Origin of the sequence: Microbacterium sp. LWH3-1.2 (assembly GCF_040675855.1) — a bacterium.
GTDB lineage: Bacteria > Actinomycetota > Actinomycetes > Actinomycetales > Microbacteriaceae > Microbacterium.
This window is the reverse complement of record NZ_JBEGIK010000001.1, coordinates 2,548,451-2,564,387: the sequence shown is the minus strand read 5'-3', so window position 1 is coordinate 2,564,387 and position 15,937 is coordinate 2,548,451. Positions and strand designations below refer to the sequence as shown.

General features: G+C 68.2%; 21 protein-coding genes. 10 read left to right on the top strand and 11 right to left on the bottom strand.

The window, feature by feature from the left end:
* Positions 1–13: 13 nt before the first annotated feature.
* Entirely contained in the window at positions 14–1,366 is a 1,353-nt protein-coding gene (locus MRBLWH3_RS11945; RefSeq protein WP_363432112.1) for an MFS transporter, read from the top strand.
* Positions 1,367–1,408: 42 nt separating this feature from the next.
* On the top strand, positions 1,409–2,170 hold the full coding sequence (locus tag MRBLWH3_RS11940) for an SGNH/GDSL hydrolase family protein (RefSeq protein ID WP_363432110.1): 762 nt from the start codon (positions 1,409–1,411) through the stop codon (positions 2,168–2,170).
* Between the two features lie 101 nt (positions 2,171–2,271).
* On the opposite strand, the gene MRBLWH3_RS11935 is transcribed toward MRBLWH3_RS11940, so the two are convergent.
* Positions 2,272–2,841 carry a dihydrofolate reductase family protein gene (locus MRBLWH3_RS11935; RefSeq protein ID WP_363432108.1) on the bottom strand — a complete coding sequence of 190 codons (570 nt, stop codon included), beginning with the start codon at positions 2,839–2,841 and terminating at the stop codon, positions 2,272–2,274.
* Positions 2,842–2,932: 91 nt separating this feature from the next.
* Here MRBLWH3_RS11935 and MRBLWH3_RS11930 point away from each other — a divergent pair, with 91 nt between their 5' ends.
* Positions 2,933–3,319, top strand: coding sequence for an ArsR/SmtB family transcription factor (locus MRBLWH3_RS11930; RefSeq protein WP_363432106.1), 387 nt, complete (start codon positions 2,933–2,935; stop codon positions 3,317–3,319).
* Positions 3,312–3,758, top strand: a complete 447-nt coding sequence (locus MRBLWH3_RS11925) for an SRPBCC family protein (RefSeq protein ID WP_363432103.1) — start codon at positions 3,312–3,314, stop codon at positions 3,756–3,758. The genes MRBLWH3_RS11930 and MRBLWH3_RS11925 overlap by 8 nt, the downstream gene beginning before the upstream one ends.
* Positions 3,759–3,764: 6 nt before the next feature.
* On the opposite strand, the gene MRBLWH3_RS11920 is transcribed toward MRBLWH3_RS11925, so the two are convergent.
* From MRBLWH3_RS11920 to MRBLWH3_RS11910, 3 genes are all read right to left on the bottom strand, one after another.
* Positions 3,765–4,601 (bottom strand): carbohydrate kinase family protein, encoded by an 837-nt coding sequence (locus MRBLWH3_RS11920; protein ID WP_363432100.1) that lies wholly within the window; start codon positions 4,599–4,601, stop codon positions 3,765–3,767.
* A complete protein-coding gene (locus MRBLWH3_RS11915; RefSeq protein ID WP_363432097.1) occupies positions 4,601–5,521 on the bottom strand; it encodes a pseudouridine-5'-phosphate glycosidase in 921 nt (306 codons plus the stop codon). Before MRBLWH3_RS11915 ends, MRBLWH3_RS11920 begins: the two co-directional genes overlap by 1 nt.
* A gap of 100 nt (positions 5,522–5,621) precedes the next feature.
* Positions 5,622–6,962 (bottom strand): MFS transporter, encoded by a 1,341-nt coding sequence (locus tag MRBLWH3_RS11910; RefSeq protein ID WP_363432095.1) that lies wholly within the window; start codon positions 6,960–6,962, stop codon positions 5,622–5,624.
* Positions 6,963–7,173: 211 nt separating this feature from the next.
* Between MRBLWH3_RS11910 and MRBLWH3_RS11905 the strand changes: the two genes are divergently transcribed.
* A complete protein-coding gene (locus MRBLWH3_RS11905; RefSeq protein WP_363432092.1) occupies positions 7,174–7,437 on the top strand; it encodes a DUF6458 family protein in 264 nt (87 codons plus the stop codon).
* Between the two features lie 251 nt (positions 7,438–7,688).
* Positions 7,689–8,249, top strand: coding sequence for a TetR/AcrR family transcriptional regulator (locus MRBLWH3_RS11900; RefSeq protein ID WP_363432090.1), 561 nt, complete (start codon positions 7,689–7,691; stop codon positions 8,247–8,249).
* 361 nt (positions 8,250–8,610) lie between these two features.
* On the opposite strand, the gene MRBLWH3_RS11895 is transcribed toward MRBLWH3_RS11900, so the two are convergent.
* The 3 genes from MRBLWH3_RS11895 to MRBLWH3_RS11885 all read right to left on the bottom strand — a co-directional run bounded on the left by MRBLWH3_RS11895 (position 8,611) and on the right by MRBLWH3_RS11885 (position 10,786).
* Complete coding sequence (locus MRBLWH3_RS11895) at positions 8,611–9,477, bottom strand: AraC family transcriptional regulator (protein ID WP_363432087.1); 867 nt, start codon at positions 9,475–9,477, stop codon at positions 8,611–8,613.
* A gap of 86 nt (positions 9,478–9,563) precedes the next feature.
* Positions 9,564–9,932, bottom strand: a complete 369-nt coding sequence (locus MRBLWH3_RS11890) for a hypothetical protein (RefSeq protein ID WP_363432085.1) — start codon at positions 9,930–9,932, stop codon at positions 9,564–9,566.
* A 212-nt stretch (positions 9,933–10,144) separates the two neighbouring features.
* Positions 10,145–10,786, bottom strand: coding sequence for a hypothetical protein (locus MRBLWH3_RS11885; protein ID WP_363432083.1), 642 nt, complete (start codon positions 10,784–10,786; stop codon positions 10,145–10,147).
* Positions 10,787–11,124: 338 nt separating this feature from the next.
* Here MRBLWH3_RS11885 and MRBLWH3_RS11880 point away from each other — a divergent pair, with 338 nt between their 5' ends.
* Positions 11,125–11,676 (top strand): DUF6578 domain-containing protein, encoded by a 552-nt coding sequence (locus MRBLWH3_RS11880; RefSeq protein ID WP_363432081.1) that lies wholly within the window; start codon positions 11,125–11,127, stop codon positions 11,674–11,676.
* Between the two features lie 173 nt (positions 11,677–11,849).
* On the opposite strand, the gene MRBLWH3_RS11875 is transcribed toward MRBLWH3_RS11880, so the two are convergent.
* The 3 genes from MRBLWH3_RS11875 to MRBLWH3_RS11865 are packed head-to-tail and all read right to left on the bottom strand — an operon-like array spanning position 11,850 to position 13,845.
* Positions 11,850–12,314: a hypothetical protein gene (locus MRBLWH3_RS11875; protein WP_363432079.1), complete on the bottom strand. Its 465-nt coding sequence runs from the start codon at positions 12,312–12,314 to the stop codon at positions 11,850–11,852.
* Positions 12,311–13,345, bottom strand: a complete 1,035-nt coding sequence (locus tag MRBLWH3_RS11870) for a hypothetical protein (RefSeq protein WP_363432076.1) — start codon at positions 13,343–13,345, stop codon at positions 12,311–12,313. Before MRBLWH3_RS11870 ends, MRBLWH3_RS11875 begins: the two co-directional genes overlap by 4 nt.
* Positions 13,321–13,845: an RNA polymerase sigma factor gene (locus tag MRBLWH3_RS11865; RefSeq protein WP_363432074.1), complete on the bottom strand. Its 525-nt coding sequence runs from the start codon at positions 13,843–13,845 to the stop codon at positions 13,321–13,323. The genes MRBLWH3_RS11870 and MRBLWH3_RS11865 overlap by 25 nt, the downstream gene beginning before the upstream one ends.
* A gap of 201 nt (positions 13,846–14,046) precedes the next feature.
* Here MRBLWH3_RS11865 and MRBLWH3_RS11860 point away from each other — a divergent pair, with 201 nt between their 5' ends.
* From MRBLWH3_RS11860 to MRBLWH3_RS11850, 3 genes are all read left to right on the top strand, one after another.
* Positions 14,047–14,328: a DUF3892 domain-containing protein gene (locus tag MRBLWH3_RS11860; protein ID WP_363432072.1), complete on the top strand. Its 282-nt coding sequence runs from the start codon at positions 14,047–14,049 to the stop codon at positions 14,326–14,328.
* Positions 14,300–14,644 carry a hypothetical protein gene (locus MRBLWH3_RS11855; RefSeq protein ID WP_363432069.1) on the top strand — a complete coding sequence of 115 codons (345 nt, stop codon included), beginning with the start codon at positions 14,300–14,302 and terminating at the stop codon, positions 14,642–14,644. The genes MRBLWH3_RS11860 and MRBLWH3_RS11855 overlap by 29 nt, the downstream gene beginning before the upstream one ends.
* Positions 14,645–15,077: 433 nt before the next feature.
* A complete protein-coding gene (locus MRBLWH3_RS11850; RefSeq protein ID WP_363432066.1) occupies positions 15,078–15,422 on the top strand; it encodes a hypothetical protein in 345 nt (114 codons plus the stop codon).
* Between the two features lie 54 nt (positions 15,423–15,476).
* On the opposite strand, the gene MRBLWH3_RS11845 is transcribed toward MRBLWH3_RS11850, so the two are convergent.
* Positions 15,477–15,782, bottom strand: coding sequence for a hypothetical protein (locus tag MRBLWH3_RS11845; protein ID WP_363432063.1), 306 nt, complete (start codon positions 15,780–15,782; stop codon positions 15,477–15,479).
* Positions 15,783–15,937 lie beyond the last annotated feature (155 nt).

Here is a 15,937-nt window from a genome sequence, read left to right as displayed (position 1 = left end):
GTACCATGACGCTATGACGGATGCCGCCACCCGCGCCTCGTCGACGCTCTCCGAGCGCCTCGACCGGTTGCCGCTCACCCGCAAGCACCTGCGCGTGCTCACCGGTTCGGGGATCGGATGGGCCCTGGATGCGATGGACGTCGGCCTCATCTCGTTCATCATCGCGGCACTGGCCGCGCAGTGGAGGCTCACCCCGACCGAGGCGAGCTGGATCGCCTCGGTCGGCTTCGTGGGCATGGCGATCGGCGCCAGCGTCGGCGGTCTGCTCGCCGACCGGTTCGGGCGCCGCCAGGTGTTCGCCCTCACGTTGCTCGTGTACGGGCTCGCGACCGGCGCCAGTGCGCTCGTGGGCGGGCTCGCCGCGCTCCTGGTGCTGCGGTTCCTCGTGGGTCTGGGATTGGGCGCCGAACTACCGGTCGCAAGCACCTACGTGAGCGAATTCGCTCCCGCGCGCATGCGGGGTCGACTGATCGTGATCCTCGAGGCCTTCTGGGCGGTCGGCTGGACCGTCGCCGCGCTCATCGGCTACTTCGTGATCCCCGCCTCCGAGGACGGCTGGCGCTGGGCCTTCGTGCTCGGCGCCGTCCCCGCGGTGTACGCCCTCATCGTGCGGTGGGGCCTGCCCGAGTCGGCGCGCTGGCTCGAGCGACGAGGGCACGTCGGCCAGGCGGAGTCCGTCGTGCGCGCGTTCGAAGACGCGGCCGGCGTGCCTCCCCTCGCCTCCACGGGCCGGACGACGGCGCCACCCGCCGCCGCGACCTCGCTGGGGCAACGACTTCGCACACTGTGGTCTCCCGAGTTCCGTGTCCGCACCGCGTGCCTCTGGCTGGTGTGGTTCTGCGTCAACTTCTCGTACTACGGCGCGTTCATCTGGATCCCGTCGATCCTCGTCGCCCAGGGGTATGACCTCGTGCGATCCTTCGGCTTCACCCTGATCATCACGCTGGCGCAGCTGCCCGGATACGCGGTCGCGGCCTGGCTCATCGAGGTGTGGGGGCGTCGCGCGACGCTTTCGGTCTTCCTGGTGGGCTCGGCGGTGTCGGCGATCTTCTTCGGCACCGCATCCGGACCCGGCGCCATCATCGTGGCCGGCATGGCGCTGTCGTTCTTCAACCTCGGCGCATGGGGCGCGCTGTACGCCGTGACTCCGGAGATGTACCCGACGTCGCTGCGCGCCACCGGCTCGGGCTGGGCGGCCGGGGTCGGGCGTATCGCGTCGATCGTGGCACCCCTTGTCGTGCCGCCGCTGCTCGTGGCCGGCGGCGCACCCGTGCTGTTCGTCGTGTTCGCGGTCTTCTTCGCCGTGGCTGCGGCCGCAGCGTGGGGACTCGTGGATCGGCGGGGGATCGCGCTCGACGACCGCTGAGTCGGGCCGGACGCGCTCCCTGCCGGTCGTAGGCTTGAGCGCGTGGCATCCGTTCGATACGTCGCAATCGGCGACTCGTTCACCGAGGGCGTGGGCGACGAGCTGCCCGACGGACACGTGCGCGGCTGGGCCGACCTCGTCGCGCAGGGTTGGGCGAACACCACCGGCGAGGGTGTCGAGTACGCCAACCTCGCGATCCGCGGCAAGCTCGTCTGGCCGATCGTCGAGCAGCAGCTCGAGCCGGCGCTCGCGCTGAAGCCGACGCACCTCTCGTTCAACGGCGGCGGCAACGACATGCTGCGGCCTCGCACGAGCGTCGCGCACGTGCTGGCGGCCTTCGAGACGGTGCTGCGCCGCTGCGACGAGGAGGGCGTCCAGCTGATCGTGCTCTCCGGGGCCAACCCGACTGCGCAGCTGCCGCTGAAGCGCGTGATCCAGCGGCGCGGCGACCTGCTGTCGTACGCCGTCGAGGCGCGTCTGGCCGAGCGCACCGACGTCGTGCAGGCGTACAACTGGTTCGACGAGGAGCTGGCGACGCCGCCGTACTGGTCGGACGACCGCCTGCACATGAACTCGCGCGGGCACCATCGCGTCGCCGCGCGCGTGCTGAGCTCGCTCGGCGTCGAGCCGGTGCCGGAGTGGTGGTCGCAGCCGCCGCTGCCCCCGATGGGACCGCGCGGCGCGGCCTACTACCGCGAGCACGTCGGCCCGTGGGTGAGGCGCCGCTTGGCGGGCACCTCGTCGGGCGACGGACGCGAGCCGAAATTCGGTCAGTGGACCGAGATCTTGCCGACCGCCCACTGAGCAGCCATCATGGCGGGGTCATGCGGACTCGCGCATACTCCGACCGCGATCGACGATCCACCGCAGCAGCTCGTCCCGAACGCCCCGCTGCCAGCGTCCGCTCATGCCGCGCCGCCCTTCACCGCGTAGGTCAGCTCGGCGAAGGCGCCCGCCTGTCGAACGGCGGTCAGCTCCAGACGGTCGGCACCGAGGCTACGGGGGAGGAGGGGCTTTCCCGACGGCAAGGTCGCCGGGGCGATCGAGACGCGGATCTCGTCGAGCAGTCCCGCGTCGGCGAACTGGCCCGCGAGGTCGCCACCACCCACGATCCACACGTCGCGGTCGCCGGCCGCCTCCCGGATCATCGGCCACGTCTCGCGGACGTCGCCCGCGGCGAACCGGATGTCGACGCCCGGCACGACTGGCTGATCCTTGCTTGTGAACACCCACGTGGGGCGGTCGCCGTAGTAAGAGGGCCACTTCTCGGGGTGTGCGACCAGGTCCTCGTGCTCGAGCACCCACCGGTAGGTCGACGAACCCTGCACGAGCACGCCGATGCCCGAAAGGAATCTCTGGAAGTCCTCGTCGCCTCCTTCGCCGCCAGGTGCGGCGAAAAGCCACTCGAGCGAGTCGTGATCGTCGGCGAGAAAGCCGTTGAGCGTGGAGGCGGTGTAGTAGACGACGCGGGCCATGCGGTCACGCTAGCGCGCACGTCGGACACATGCCTTGACAAGATATTCAACCATACGGTACTGTACCAATTGGTTGAGTACAGGAGGCGCGATGACCGATGCACTGAGCCGCACCTTCGCGGCACTCGCCGACCCGACGCGTCGCGCGATGCTCGCGCGGCTCAGCGAAGGCGAGGCGACGGTGGGCGAACTCGCCGAGCCGTTCGAGATGACCTTCGCCGCGGTATCGAAGCACCTGCGCGTCCTCGAGGGGGCGGGGCTCGTCACCCGGGGCCGCAACGCCCAGTACCGCCCGGCCCGGCTCGACGCCCGGCCCCTGGCGACGGCGTCCGAATGGATCGGCGGGTACGCGCAGTTCTGGGAGGACAGCCTCGGTGCCCTCGATCACTACCTCAACGCCCTGCAGCAGTTCGGGGCGCCCCGCACACCGACCGGCGGCACCGCCGCACCCACCGAGAAGGAGAACGACCATGACTGAGTACTTCACCGTCACGCGCACCCTGCGGGCGCCGCGCGAACTGGTGTTCGAGACCTTGACGAAGCCCGAGCACTTCGCCGTGTGGTTCGGTACGGCCGCCGTCGAGGTGCCGCAGGACAGCCTCATGATGGACGTGCGGCCGGGGGGCGTCTTCCGCGCTGTGATGCTGCTGCCCGACGGCAACCGCATCGACTGGGCGGGGGAGTACAAGGTGGTCGAGCCGCCGTCGCACCTCGCGATGACGCTGACCGACCAGCCCGGCGACGACGCGGGCCTCCCGGTGCTGTTCGACCTCGAGGAGTCCGGCGACGGCACGGTTCTCACGATCCGCCAGGACCGCAGCGACTTCTCCGACGAGCAGGTCGCCGCGACCATCGCGGGCTACAACTCGTTCATCGACGATATCGAGGGCGTGCTGGAGCGCCTTCAGACCGTCTGAGCGCCGTCACAGAGCGCCCGGCCGGCGCAGCGCCCTCATCGCGAGCACGCTGCCCGCCCGGGCGCTCTCGCGCGGGTCGGCACCCTCCAGCGCCGCCACGATGAAACCCGCTGCGAAGGCGTCGCCCGCACCGGTCGAGTCGACGACGTCGTCCACCCTTTCGACGGGCACCTCCGTCGTCGCCCCGTCGGCGGAGACCAGCACGGGCTCGGCGCCCCGTTTGACCACGTACACCCCAGTGCGCTCCACGCCGAGTTCGCGGGCCAGACGCGCCTCGTCATCGTTCGCGAACACGACTTCAGGGCGAAGCTCCGCGAGGACGCGCCGGAGCCTCTCACCGCCGAGCGCGCGCATCGTCGCCACGCTCGACAGGTCGAGGCTCACCTGGGCACCCCGCGCGGACGCCCGGGTCGCAGCATCCGTCACCGCCCGCGTCGAGCGCACCGTCGCGAAGCCGTACAGCGGCACGTGGACCCAATCGGCGTCGGCGAGCCACGCCGGGTCGATGTCGTCGAGCTCGGCCGCGGCGCCACGGTCGGTGATCATGGTGCGCTCGCCCACGGCGTCCACGAGCACGACGATCGAGCCGGTGCGACCGTGCCGCTGCACCTTGGCGTCGACGCCGGCGGCCTCGAGTTCTCCGACGAGCGCGAGGGCGAGGGTGTCTTGGCCGACACGGCCGATGAAGCGGGACGGATGCCGCACCGCAGCCGCCACCGCCACGTTCGCGGCGCTTCCTCCCCGCGTCAGGCGCACCTCGGCGGGGTTGTCCGTGCCGCGCTCGAGCGCCGTGCCACCGAGGACGATCAGGTCGGCGACGAGATCGCCGATCACGACGAGCATCAGGAGTCGCCGGCGAGCGCCTGCGCGATGCGCGCGCCCAGGTCGACGTTCCCGCGGTAGACGGACACGTTGACGTCCAGGCTGCGCCCGCCCGTCTCGCGCTGGAAGAAGTCGAGCAGGAACGGCGTCGTGGAGTGCCCTGAGATGCCCTTGGCCTCGGCCGCAGCGAGCGCTCTCGAAAGCACGTCGTCATGCAGCGCCGGGTCGAGCTGGCGATCCGCGGCCACCGGATTGGCGACCAGCAGCGTCGACGTGATGCCCAGGGCATCGCGCGTGCGGGCGATCGCGGCGATCTCGGCGGGGGAGTCCACCGAGTACTCGACGTCGTGGCCGGAGTCGCCTATGTAGAAGCCGGGATAGTCCGTGGTGCGGTAGCCCACCACGGCGAGGTTCAAGGTCTCGAGCCGCTCGAGGGTCAGCGCGATGTCCAGGATCGATTTGACGCCCGCACTCACCACCACGAGCGGGAGGCCCGCGAGAGTCGGCAGGTCGGCGGACTCGTCGAAGGTCCGCGCGGCGCCCCGGTGCACCCCGCCGAGTCCTCCGGTCGAGAAGACCCGTACACCCGCCCTCGCCGCGAGGTGCGCCGTTGCGGCGACAGTGGTGCCGGCGCTCAGCCCCTTGACCACCGCCACCGGCACATCGCGCACACTCGCCTTCACGACGCCCTCGATCGTCGAGAGGCGCTCGATCTCATCAGGCGAAAGACCGACGGTAGGCCGGCCGTCCACGATGCCGATCGTCGCCGGGACGACGCCCAGCGCCCGTACGCGGGCCTCGGCTTCGAGGGCGACCACGACATTGCGGGGCCGCGGCAGGCCGTGCGTGATAATCGTGGACTCGAGTGCGAGCACAGGATCGCCCGCTGCGACGGCGTCGCGCACCTCCGGAGCGATGACGAGGGGATCGGACACGGGCATCCTTTCGATCCGGGCAGCTCTTCCTCCCCGGACAGGGACACAGTATCGAGCGAATGCCGCCATCTCACGGATGCGGGCTCGAGTCGCGCGGCTCCGGCGCTCAGCCGCGTGGGAGACGCGGCGGCCTCGGCGGCTCCATTCCCAGACGGATGCGTGTGCGCTTGCGCTCGACGACGATGAAGGTGCTGCCGAGCGCCCACAGCGGCACCTGCATGAGGAACGCCAGGCGGAACGCGTCGAGGTTGTACGTCGCCGGCGTGCCGGCGCCCTGCAGGTCGAGCGCGAGACCTATGAGGAGGATCGCGACCAGCGCCGCGAGGAAGCCGCCGGCATTGGTCACCCCCGTCGCTGTGCTGAGTCGATGCGACGGGTTGTGGGTGCGGGCATGGTCGAACGCGATCATCGAGGCCGGTCCGCCGGTCGCAAGGGCGACGGCGAGCGCGATCAGCAGCCACAGCGGAGCAGGACCGGGGTACGCGATGACGGCGAGCCAGGCGAGCGCCTGTACGGCGACGGTGGGCAGCACCAATGCGCGTGAGCGCAGATGCGGGTTACGCCGCGACAGCTCGCCCATGATCGGCCCGAGCGCCATGCCCACGACGACGTACAGCGACATGATCGACGCGGCTCCGGCTGTGCTGAGGCCTTCACCGGCGGTGAGGAACGGCATGCCCCACAGGAGGACGAAGGCGGTGCCCGCGAACGGCGTCGTGAAGTGCGACCAGAACGCCAGGCGCGTCCCCGGGTGCGCCCAGGCCGCGCGGATGCCGACGCCGGTGTCGACCGACGACGTCACGACCCGGATCGCGCCGGTGTCGGTGTCGACCGACACGTCTTCGTCGCGGTCCGCCGGGTGGTTGCGGATCAGGAGGAACACGAGGATCGCGAACAGCACGCCGAGTCCGGAGATGCTGCCGAACGTGATCGTCCAGGACGTGGCGTGCAGCAGCGCCGCGAGCGGGATCAGCGCCACCAGCTGGCCGGCCTGCCCCACGATGCCGGTCAGCTGCACCATGATCGGGCCGCGCTGCGCGGGAAACCACGTCGCGATGAGTCGCAGCACCCCGGGGAAGATCGCGGCGTCTCCGGCTCCCAGCAACATGCGCGCGAGGATCGCCACCCCGACACTGGGCGAGATCGCCATGGTGAGCTGTCCCACCGCCATCAGCAGCATCCCGACCGTCATGATCGGCCGGGCACCATACCGGTCGAGCAGCACGCCGATCGGGATCTGCATGCCGCCGTACACCGCGAGCTGCACCACCGCGAAGAGCGACAGCGTGGCGGCGTCGGCGTCGAAACGCGCCGCCGCGTCGACGCCCACCGCGCTCAGGGACGAGCGGTTCGTGATCGCGAGGACGTATCCGGCGACGCCGACCGTCCAGATGATCCAGGCATATGCTCGCGGTCCCGTCGTGCGAGGACGGGACAGACTGTGCACCCTTCCACAGTAGTCACCGAGACGGATGCTGCCGCCCGCCGCCGCCCCACAGGCGGGCGGACACCGGGCGCCGCGCGTACGCGTTGCGGCAGCATCCGTGTCATGTCAACCCCCTCCCGCGAGGGGCCGTCCCTGCGGGACCGTACGGGTGGGACTTCTCGTCCCGAAGCAGGGGAGGGCTCATCGCCGCGCCCCGGAAAGGACACCTCGCATGAGTATCGGAGCAGGCATCGCCCTCTTCGCCATCGGAGCGATCCTCGCGTTCGCGGTGAACGTGGAGGTCGACTGGGTGAATCTCGACATGATCGGCTACATCCTCATGGGTGCGGGAGCCGTCATCTTCGTGGTCGGCATCGTTCTGCTGGCGCGCCGTCGGCGTTCTGAGTCCGTCACGCGCACCGCCGTCGACCCGAACGTCAACGAGCAGGTCACGCGCCGGAGCACGAGCACGACCGACGACGCCGCCGGCCTCTGAACCATCGTCCGGCCGCGGACGCTCCGGCGTCCGCGGCCGATTCGTCAGTGCCCGGCGCTCGATGGCTCGATCCGGGTGCGAGGCCCTTCAATTCCCCGCAGCTCGACCGGATCGCCCAACCGGGTGGCGTGCTCAGCAGTCCGCGAGACGGCGTCGGGGGAGGCCATCACGATGAGGGGGCTGACGGGTCGAGCACCGCGTAAGATGGGCGTCCGCCCGTTCGAGTGGGCGCGCGCCCATAAGGAGGAGTCGTGCCGACTGGAAAAGCGCTTGACGACGCGCGCACCCTCCTGCTGGACGCGGGACGTCGCGTGCTGTCGTCGGACGGCGCGTCCGCACTGACCTCCCGGGCGGTGACAGACACCTCTGGCGTCGCGAAGGGGGTGTTGCACCGCCATTTCGCCGACTTCGACGACTATCTCAGCGCGCTCGTCGCCGAGGAGAGTCGGCGGATCGAGAGCATCGAGCCTCTCGTCGCGGACTCAGCCTCCGCGGCGGTGACAGATGTGCTCGAACAGGCGTTCACTCCGACGACGCTGGGCCTTGCGAGCATCCTGATCAGCCGCGGGGGATTGCGCCGCAGACTGCAACGCGACAGATCCCCTGAGGTCCCGCTGTTCGCCGACACCACGTCGGTGGTGGCCGACGTCCTCGCCTCGGAGCGTGAGGTCGGCTGGATTCCCGAAGACGCCGACATTCCCGCGCTGGCGCTCAGCCTGGTGGGGAGTGCGCACCTCCTCTACGTGAGCGCAGGAGACCTGAGGCCGACGCGCGATGCCCTCGACCGGATCGTGCAGTCGATCCTGCCTTAACCGGGATGGAGCAGTTCCCCCAACCGGCTCCGCCGCCCTCTGCGGGTGGATCGGGGGAGACCATGTCCGCGTCACCGACGGTCATGAGCGTCGGTGACGCGATCGCGCGAATCTCAGCTTCCGTGCGATGCGCCGTCGGCGGCGCCATGGACTTCCTCGTACATGCGAAGCTCACCGAGTGCGACGTAACCGGTCTCGGCGGCGGATGCGGGGGCTGTCTGATCGGTCGTGCCAGGAGTCGAAGAGACCCGTCGGCACATCAACCTCGTGCTCGTCCTGCCGGCGCCGGCATCGAACGAGGCGGCGCGTGGTGGTCGATGCCTGCGACCACCTCACGCCGCCCGCTCCGCTGCCGCTCCGGCTACTCGCGTTCCACCGGCAGCCACAGCTCGCACGTCGCGGAGCTGAAGTCGGGGGATCGATCGAGCACCGCCACGATGGAGGGGCCCGGCCGAAGGCGCCAGGGGTTCGACGGGAACCAGTCGCTCGCCGTCGCCGCCCAGGTGGACTGCAGTGCGGCGGGATAGGGCCCTTCCGTGCGGAAGACCGCCCACGTACCTGCCGGGACGTCGATCACGTCCAGATCGTCGGGAGGAGACTCGTCACCACCCACCGCGACACCGTGAAGATAGGTCAGCTGCGTGCCCTCGGCATAATCGGGATCGACGTCGGCGCTGACCTGCAGGAGCCCGGCCGGCTCGGTGCTGCTCAGGCTCTTGAGCCGGGCGTGCTCGATGACGGGGAGCGCGGCGATGTGCGCCTGGATATGCGGATTGACCCCCTCGTGGATGAGGGGCACGCGTGCGGCATGGCCGACGAGCTGGAAAGCAGGCCTTTCGACGATACGGGTGTCCATGGGTGTATTCCCTTCTACGGTCAGGCGGAACCTGAGCTGCGGTTGCGATCGAAGGGGACCGCCGTCGCGGCGCACGTCAGCGGGGCTGACGCCATGGACCGACCGGAACGCGCGACCGAACGCCTCCGTGGAGCCGTAGCCGTAGCGCACAGCGATGTCGAGCATCTCGCCGTCGCCGAGCAGGTCGCCTGCGGCGACGGACATACGCCGACGTCGGATGTACTCCGACAACGGCATGCCAGCGAGCGACGCGAACATGCGGCGCACGTGGTACTCGGTGGTGCCGAGGTTTCCGACGACATCGGCGAGATCGACGACATCGGCCAGGTCGGCCTCGACGAGCTCGATCACCCGGTTGAGAATCGCGATCACGGTCCCTCCTTCGACATTCAGCCTCGTCGGGCGCGCAAGGTCGCGCCCGACTATCGCGGTTCGATTCGATCGTGCCGCACCTGATGTCAGAAGGGCGGGTTCTCCTGCGGATCTGCGATCTGGTCGAGAGGAGCTCTGACGCGCTCGCGCAGATCCGCGAACGGGTTCCGGGTCCGATACCCAGTGCGGAACTCGACCTCGATGCTGCCGTCCTCTCGCCGCCGATGTCGGAGCAGCGTGGTGCCTGTGAGGGCATGGTCGGGGTCGCACAGGGGACCGAGGTTCGAGATGTCGGTCTCGCCGCGGCTCGGGCCGTGAGACGCGCAGTGGTGATCGATATCAGCGTCGATCGCCAGGTTGTCGCAACCGTCGCGCGCGCACACCGTCCCACCACCGCATCGTTCCCGATCCGTCGTCGTACCAACCTGCCGGCGTGTCAGCCACTGGCGCTCCATTGGCTTGTCTTGACTTCTACAGATGACGCGCCACTCCGTGACGCAAAGCCCATCCAACCGTCCGCTGCGGCGTGACTGTGCGCATGCGCTGTTCCGTATTCAGGCGTTCACACTGCTGACGGCCGACGCGCCGACGACGAAGAGGACCCAGAACGCGGTGGTGAGGACGATGATCCCAAGGGTGATGTACCCCGTGACCAGCCCGGCCACCGTCAGCCACCGGGGCAATCGCAGGTGCTGCCGCTGTAGCAGGCGCACCCGAGCGGCGACGCTGGTTCGTCCGGCTCATCATCCTCGTACCGCGAGATCTTGTGGTACTTGGTGCCCACCGTGAGGGTCACGACCAGCGGTGTCGTGTTTGCCTGCAGCGCTGCACGATCGAAGGGCGTCTGCTCGATGACTTCTTCGCCGCCGAAGGCGAACAGGAGCGCGTCGCCCTTCACGCCGGCGGCCGTTCCGAACCGGAGGGATACCCGCCGTCTGTCCTCACCGCAGGTCGCGAAAACATCAGGCAACGAATCCACGGTGTACGGTTCGCCGTGCGCGTTCTCCCCGGCGACCCTCATCGTTGCCCAGTAGTCGGCGGCCATGCCGAACGAGGGTTCGTCAGGTTCGCATCCGATGGATTCCAGGTGCGCACGGTACGCAGCGATGATGAGTACGGGGTCTGGCTGTGGTTCGGGAACGACCCAGTAGGTGACGTGGGAGCAGATCCAGTAGTACGAGTCGTGGATCTTCCAGCTGTCCTCACCGGCGTCGCATGAGTCCGACGCTGCCGCGGTGATAGGCGGCTGCATCGCAGCACGCTCGAGGAGCGCTTGCTCCTCTTCCACTCCGGCAGCACGCGCTGCCACGGTTGCGGGGTCCTGGGATCCGGAAGGCGGGAACTCCTTACCTGCTCCGAGACACCCGGTTAGCAGTAGGCTCAACGCAGCGAGGCTCGCAGCTGCAGCGGCGGTTCTACCTCGGACCATGACCTTGAGCATAGGGTTGCCGGCGTCACGAGGACCTCCACCGCAGTCGCTCAATCCCATGGGGACTCGTGCGCCCGGCCATTATCGGCATCGCCCCTTCCACCGGCGCGCATCCAGCCTTTGACGGTCCGCCCGCGGCCGTGTTCGAAGTGATCACACACGAAGCGAAGTGCGCCTAAGCGGACCCTCCTCGAGCGTCCGCTCGCTAGCGTGGGTGCATGACGCGGGTGTGGCTGACGGAGTGGGAGTGGGCATGCTGCGGCGACGCGTTCGCGGTCGGCGACGAGGTCGACTTCGGCATCGAATCGCGACACCCAGATCCCTCGCTCGATGAGCTGCTCGGTCCCTCGCTGGTCACGACCGTGGACGCGGTCGAGTCACATCATGAAGAGGAGTTTGCCGATCGCGTTCATGGTCGCGTGATCGCTGTCCATGCCGTGACGCACGAAGTCGCGGAACGTCGCTCGCTGCGCCGCCCAGGTCACGGCGCGCCGCCGGACGCCGTAATGCCTCCGGACGGCGAGGAATGGCCGATCGTCCGCCACGAGCTCGCTGGTGCCGTATCCATGGGTTCGCGGCCGTCTCGCTATGTGATCGAGGTCACGCCGGTGCACGGCACCGCCTTGCTCGAACCCGCTCGCGGCGTTCGGCTGCCTCCTGCTCAGAATGAAGCTGAGCCGCCAGCAGTTCTCCCCGAGATAGGCGATCCGCCCATCGAGCGGAGAAGGCGCTCACTAGCGGGCTGGCTGGTCGACATCGAGGACCGCTGAGCCGTGGGGGTTGACGCAACGACCGGTCTGCCCTTTCGTGGCCCCCTCGCCCTGTTGGGGGAGTGCTCCATATCGGGTCGCGGATCGGCGTCATACCTGGCTCCACTGACCGCTGCATCCCACGATGGAACCTTCCGCCTGGATGCACCGGTCGATGGTGGTCGTGGTCAGTGTCAGTAGCACCGGATGTTGTCGGTGGGGCTGTACACGTTGGCGAAGTTGCCGGCTGACGTTGATGCCACGACTGTGGTGCTGAGTCGTGCTTGCACTGTTCCGATTGAGCGGGCGTTTGCGACGGAGCCGACGGATGCGAGCGCGGTCGTTGCGAAGGTGCTGCAGCTTCCCCAGGACAGGCGGGCGCCGCCCTCGTTGGCTGACTGGAACGCGCAGATGGTGCCTGTGGGGCACTTCGACGACAACCCGAACGGCGTGATCGTGGAGGGGATGGTCAGCTGCGCGCCGGTGTCCGGCCAGACGACGGTGGTCGAGTTGATCAGGATCCCACCGGGTTGCGCGTCGAGCGCGTAGGAGATGCGCGGATCGAGCGGCTCGTTCGCATTCGCGGCGGGGCCGATTCCGATGGTGAGGGCGAGCGCGATGGTGAGGACGGTGGTGAGGGTGGTGGTGCGGTGCTTCAACGTGTTTCCCAGAGTGTGTAGGAGGTGACGGCCCCGGCGGGGAGGAGGTCTCCGAGCGGGGTCAGGCGGACATCTTCGGTGCCGACGATGCGGCCGGTCTCGTTCGAGATCAGCAGCAATTGTCGGAAGTCGGGGTTGGTGGTGGAATCGGCGGCGATCACAGTGACGTCACGTCCTGCACGGTCTACGGCTGCGCCCGCGACGGTCGCGCCGGGGGCGCTGGCCAGCATGGTGAGGATGTGTGCGTGCTGTTCATCGGTGAGGGTCCAGGACCCGAAAGCGTTAGACACTGCGGTAATGATGTCGGACGCTGACGGGTCTGCTGCCACGGGGGACCAGTACGCCGACAGCAGCTCCCGCACATCTGCCTCGGTGTTGCCGGGGATGTGATCGATGGGCGATCCAAACCCTCCAGCGGGGTAGGTCGTCTCGGACAGCTGCGAACCTACCGCCGGTGCGAGGTCGGGGTCCGGAGGTGTGGAGCCGTCGGCGAGGTACGGCACCCCGGCAGTGATGACCTCGTGCCCCGACCCATCGGCCTGCCAGGTGAGGTCAATGATCTGAGGTGCAATCACCGAGCTGGTCCCGCCTGAGGGGAGGTGGTCCATCTGGAGGTACCACCCGAGGGACGACACCTTGCGTTCTGCGGCTGGGGCGCTGTGATGGCCGTTCGTGAGCATCCGTTGTGCCATGCTGACGACCTCTCCGATGGGCTGGGACGAGCTGGAGAACTGCAGCGGCGGTGGGGTGAGGGCCACAGCGCGAGGTGTCGCCGGCGGCCACACCAGAACGATCGCGATCATGGCGACGACCGCCGTGACCGCCATCGACAGGACAAGTGGGAGGTTCCTGCGGGCTGAGACCGAGGCTGGTGACGAGGCGCGCTGCTGCGGCTGCGCCATGATCCGCTGCAGCGTTGCCTGCTCGCGGAGGGTGAGCGGCTCGTCGGTCTTGAGCTCACGGAGAGGATCTAGCCCCCGGATCAGTGCGTCCATCTGGGCGTCGTTCACGGCGTCGGGATCGTGTCCCATGACCGACCTCCCTCGGCGGTGTCATCGGTTTCTGTCGGCCATACGTCTCGGAGTGCCTGTCGTGCCCGGCTTGCCCGCTTCCAGACCGACTGTTCCGAGCAGCGCAGCACAACGGCGGCATCTGCCGCGCTCAGCTGGTCCCAGATCAGCAGCTGGAGCACTTGTTGGTGACGGTGGGGGAGCCGCTGCCAGGCTTCGGCGAGCTGCTCGAGCCGCGGGTCCTGCCAGTCAGCCGACGTATGCAGGACTGCGTGGTCACGGAACGCTTGGAATTCACGTCGTCGACGACGTGAATTCGCCTGGATGATGTGGGTCGCGGTGAGGATGAGCCACCCCGCCGGGTTGGGGTGGGAGGGATCGAGCTTTCGGTAGGCGAGCTCGAACACCTCGGCACAGATGTCGTCGCAGGCACTCTCGTCATCGACTCTTCGTCGCACGAACCTCCACACGGTACGCCGATGCTCGCGATAGAACTCTGCAAAGTCCTCTGCCGCGAACACCGTTCTCCTGTACTTCCACCCGGGGGCACATCGTGACGCCCTCACCTTGTATATGTCAGGAGGCGTCACTTCCTGACATCGAGGTTGTTCTCCGCTGCGACCGGCCCCAGAGCCTCCGCGATGTCAGGAATCGCTGCTTCTTGACACAGACGATTGACGGCGTCCAAACGCGCCGCATCGGTTGAATACACGGGAGGCGGCATGGCCATCGAGATCACCCACGTTCGGTTCGGTAGCAGCAAGAAGACCGAAGAAGAGATCGTCCGCTACAGGTGGAAGACCATCAGCAACGGCCCGATAGGGGAGAGTGACCGGCCTTCGCTCGTGAGGTGGATTGAGAGCAGCGAGGGTGAGGCATACGTCGCCAGCGGAGCAGGGCGTATCGAGGTCGGTGTCGTCGGGTTGGCGAAGGGCCGGGCGTACCTTCGCGCGCGCGCCGATGGGCAGTGGACGAATGATCTCGTTGACCTCCCGACCTTCTAGATGGATCGTCGCGGGCTATGTGCCCGCGGTCGTTCTCCTCTGGATGGGGGTGTCGCAGGTGGCTTCGCTCGCAGGGGAAGTGCCTGTGTACGGGCCGACCGCGAGCGAAGATGCTGTGTGGACCTGGGGTCGAATCCTGGGCTGGACAGGCGCGATCGCGCTCATCGCCTGGGGTGTCCTGGTTGCTGCTTTCTGGAGGCGCAGTGGATACACCCGCGGTGCCGTCATTCTGGTGATCATGGTTGGCTTCTTCCTCGCCATCGTGGGCAAGTTGGTTGTCTGGATGGTGACGTTGCCACCGCTTCTCGAGAGCTAGCCCGGTCGCGCACCGTCTGTATTGGCAGCGGCAGACAAACCGGTCTCGTGCCGGAAAGGAAATTCCAAACCTTCGACGGACTCGCGGACACTATGGGGTGTGAGCGAGGACGAGCGATCGGCCGGCCGATGATTGAGCTCGTGCGGCGCCCATACAGCGGAGGCCGAGGGGAGCGGCCTATTCGCACTAGACGCGAAGACGATGCGCTTTGCTGGGGAACTGCGTTACCCGGTTTCTCACTATTGGGCTCGTCGCCTGGGCGAGCGTTTACGGCGCGCTGAGCGCGCAGAGGACCGAACAGGGTAAACGGGCATCGCACCGCTGTCGGCAGGGGAGTGGCGTGCAGCGGAGCCCCGTCACGCGGTCGGTCCGATAACGGACCGGCAAGCGGGCGGCGGCTGTCTGCTACACGAAGAGGCGATACCTTGTCGACATGAGCGCCTCTCAGGACACGTCGCCGAAGATCCGCGTCCGACGTGAGATACCGCCTGGGGTGTTTCTCGTTGTGGGCGTCTTCGTGGTGCCGGGGTTGATCATGCTCGCGAGTCCGCGCGGCTTCGAGCCTGGTACGGACACGTTCGTGTACGTGGCGTTCGCCGTTGTGGCCGGTCAGACTGTCGCTGTTCTGACGGCAATAGGGGTGCTCGTCGCGGCGATCGTGCGAGGAAGCAGTGTCGGACGCGTCGCGGTTTTCGGAATCGTCGCTGCGGGTGTGCTCGCAGTGGCGCTCAGCACTGTCGGCTCGTTTGCGGAGCAGATCACCGGAGCGTTCCCGTAACGATCCGGGCGCCGGGGCAGGCATAGACAATGACAGCGCACGGCGGACGACCGGCTACGGGGCTGGCCAAGCTGTCGGCATGTGCTCGTCCGGCGCCAGCTCGACGAGCCCTTGGACCGGGCTAATAGTCCTCCAGTCGAGATCGTCGCCCACGAGGAAGAGCGCTGTTGGGCCGTGCCTGGAGGCCGTCTCGAGCGGGTCCCCCTCGTCGAGGTACGGATCTGTGTTGGGACCACAGGTGGACGGCGGCGAGAGGACCTTGATGCGGTCGGGGCCGTCGCCCTTTATCCAATCGGCGACCTCGACAGACCAGACGTTCGCGCTTGCTCCATTGAAGTCTGTCGTCGAGACCTTCTCCACGACGCGCCCTACTACGACGGCATCGGCGCTGTCGGCGGCGTCGTCGGGCTGTCTCGTACCCTGCCCAGCCGGGACAACTCTGCACCGAGACACACCCCGCTAAGGCCGGCGCTAGACAGACCAACGCCCCGATAGCCGCAGGCATCCGCGTTGGT